Origin of the sequence: Cytophaga sp., assembly GCF_051961495.1 — a bacterium.
Classification (GTDB): domain Bacteria; phylum Bacteroidota; class Bacteroidia; order Cytophagales; family Cytophagaceae; genus Cytophaga.
Map to the genome: position 1 here is coordinate 1 of NZ_JBQCDF010000018.1, position 2,309 is coordinate 2,309.

The following is a 2,309-nucleotide window of genomic DNA, read 5'->3' on the forward strand; positions in this document are numbered from 1 at the left end:
ATTTAACCATTGAATCATTGATGCCAAGCAATGGCGTGATATTTAGTGACGGCATAGAATCTGACTTTTTAAAATTCAATAGTGGGACCATTGCAAAAATTGGACTTGCTAATGAAATTGCTACATTAGTTGTAAACGGGCTGACGAAAAACGCCACATAACAAGTGCATCCTATGTACCTTAAAGTCGGGGAGTTAATATGGTAGATTCTTTTTAAATTTCTTTTGAAAGAGAAAAATTTAAAAGTGGTTTTAAACCTTTCCCCTTCGCAAGATTTTTTTCCTTATCATAAAATTAATACTTTTTTAAAAATCAACACACCCAGCATCCTATGAGTAGTCAATGTTTTTTGCAGCTTAGCTTACGGTGGCTGCACACATGCTACAGTTCTCTGTTTTAGTTTTTTGATTTTTTACGCTTAGTAAATCCTCTACGGAAAAAGTGGCGTAAATACAGGCTGCTACAGACTTGGCAGAAGAAAACACTTCGCTTTTTGATTATTTATACGATAACAACTTTTGTTTAGTAGTCATTGCCTGCGGTTTTTTTGTGACGGTATGTTGGTTAATAATATGGTTTCTAAATCTTTTTAAAATGAACCCTGCTACAGCCTTGGCGAGGTATATTTATACATGCGATGTTTAGTAGTCAGGGCTCATAATTATTTTACAATTCCAAGTTCGTAAGGTTGTTGATTGATTAAAACGAAGCGGATTCTGTTGAGTAGTTTTCTTGCGATTTTAATAATCACAATTTTAGAGTCCTTATGTTTTATTTGTTCCTGGAAGTAGAGCGCCATAGCCGGATCAGTTCGCCTGGCTGTCCATGCACTTTCTACTAGGTCACTTCTTAACTGCCTGTGTTTTCTTACAGTTAGGCTTAGCTTATTTTCTGATTGGCCGCTGCTGTGTTCCATCGGCAACAATCCTACAAAACTATTGAGGTTACAAAACGTTTCAAATCGTTTGATGTCTCCAATCTCTACCAGCAAGCTGGCTGCTGTCAGGGCCCCGATACCTGGAATACTTCTGAGCAAATAATAATTGGTTTTATAACGCTGTTCGCGCATCATTTTTCTGATTTCATTACCGATAGTTAAGAGTTCTTTTCTTAAATATTCCATTTGTGCAATCATATAATCGAGTGTCCTTCTGCGGCTCTTTTGTTTGCAATCCAAAGCCTTGAGCCAGTTGATAAAATTATGGCTCCAGCTTGCATTATCATATTGATCCGGAATATCGATACCAGTAAATGCAAGTAAGCCTTTGATACGGTTTTTACAACGACAGAGATCTTTCCAGATTCTTTTACGATGCCGGAAAAACACGCGGTCAGCTTCCTGTTGTTCGTCAGGAATATGAATGCCATGCAATACTCCCGACTGAAGACGAAGACCAAGATTACGGGCATCACGTGGATCAGTTTTTTGCAAGGAATCTTTTTGTGATTTGGGAATGTCGGCAGGATTTACGACCAGGCATTCAATCCCTAAAGCTGTCAGCTGTCGTTGTATCCAGAAGCCAAACTTACCTGCTTCGTAAGCCGCTTTGTAATGAGCACCCGGAAAGTGTTGTTTCAAATAGTTGGCCATCACAATGGGATTAGATTTTTGATGTACATTTTTGATGAACATGTCGTTTAAATGTATCCCTAAGTTCCAGCTGGATTTATGAACATCCATGCCAACGAAAATTGTTTGTCCGTCGAAATTTGTTTTAATTTTATTCATGACTGTTGAGGTTTTGATAATAATAATTAAAAGTTACTGTAGCGAATTTAATTTGACTACTTTCTTAACTGCCTCAACAGTTTTTTTAGGTTACATAGAGACTTGGCGAATAGCTGGGGTGACGTGCATTTTGTCAGCTTTTTGTTCGCTGTTGGGCTGTAGTTCCGGGCTGAAAATACTCTATTGAGCAACAGAATAAAAATCTCAGCTTTTTGTTCGTTTACTGGCAGACGTTGCGGCAGAAAGTTATAAATTGCCCTGCCATCGCCAATGCGTGGCCGTTAGCAGCCATTTTCCGAAACCGTTAAAATGATGAAATATTATCTAATTCTTCTGATTTTGATAGCCACAAGTTGCAACAGATTTGAGAAGAAATTTTATAAAGAAATAGCAGATGGTGAAAAACAATCAATTCAACAAAAAAAGCCCGTGCTATTTGACCTTTCATCTATAACAGACTTTGAGTGGGACAGTGTTCTCATTGTACATGGCAATGAAAGCGTACCAGTTTTTGCGGAAGAAATAGAAGCCGAATTAAAAAGAAAGACTACAGATTTACCAACATATAAAGACCGATTTT

Annotated in this window: 2 protein-coding genes; one reads left to right on the forward strand and one right to left on the reverse strand. The window is 37.7% G+C overall.

Annotated elements, in window-relative coordinates; all coding sequences use genetic code 11:
- Positions 1-661: 661 nt before the first annotated feature.
- A complete protein-coding gene (locus ACTHJT_RS01080) occupies positions 662-1,729 on the reverse strand; it encodes an IS110 family transposase (protein ID WP_440235753.1) in 1,068 nt (355 codons plus the stop codon).
- Positions 1,730-2,038: 309 nt separating this feature from the next.
- Here ACTHJT_RS01080 and ACTHJT_RS01085 point away from each other — a divergent pair.
- The coding region (locus tag ACTHJT_RS01085) for a hypothetical protein (RefSeq protein WP_440235755.1) at positions 2,039-2,309 on the forward strand (271 nt) is incomplete at its 3' end.

Bases quoted from the DNA above. Each gene is read 5' to 3' on its own strand.
- ACTHJT_RS01080 (WP_440235753.1), bottom strand. From the start codon at position 1,729: ATGAATAAAATTAAAACAAATTTCGACGGACAAACAATTTTCGTTGGC.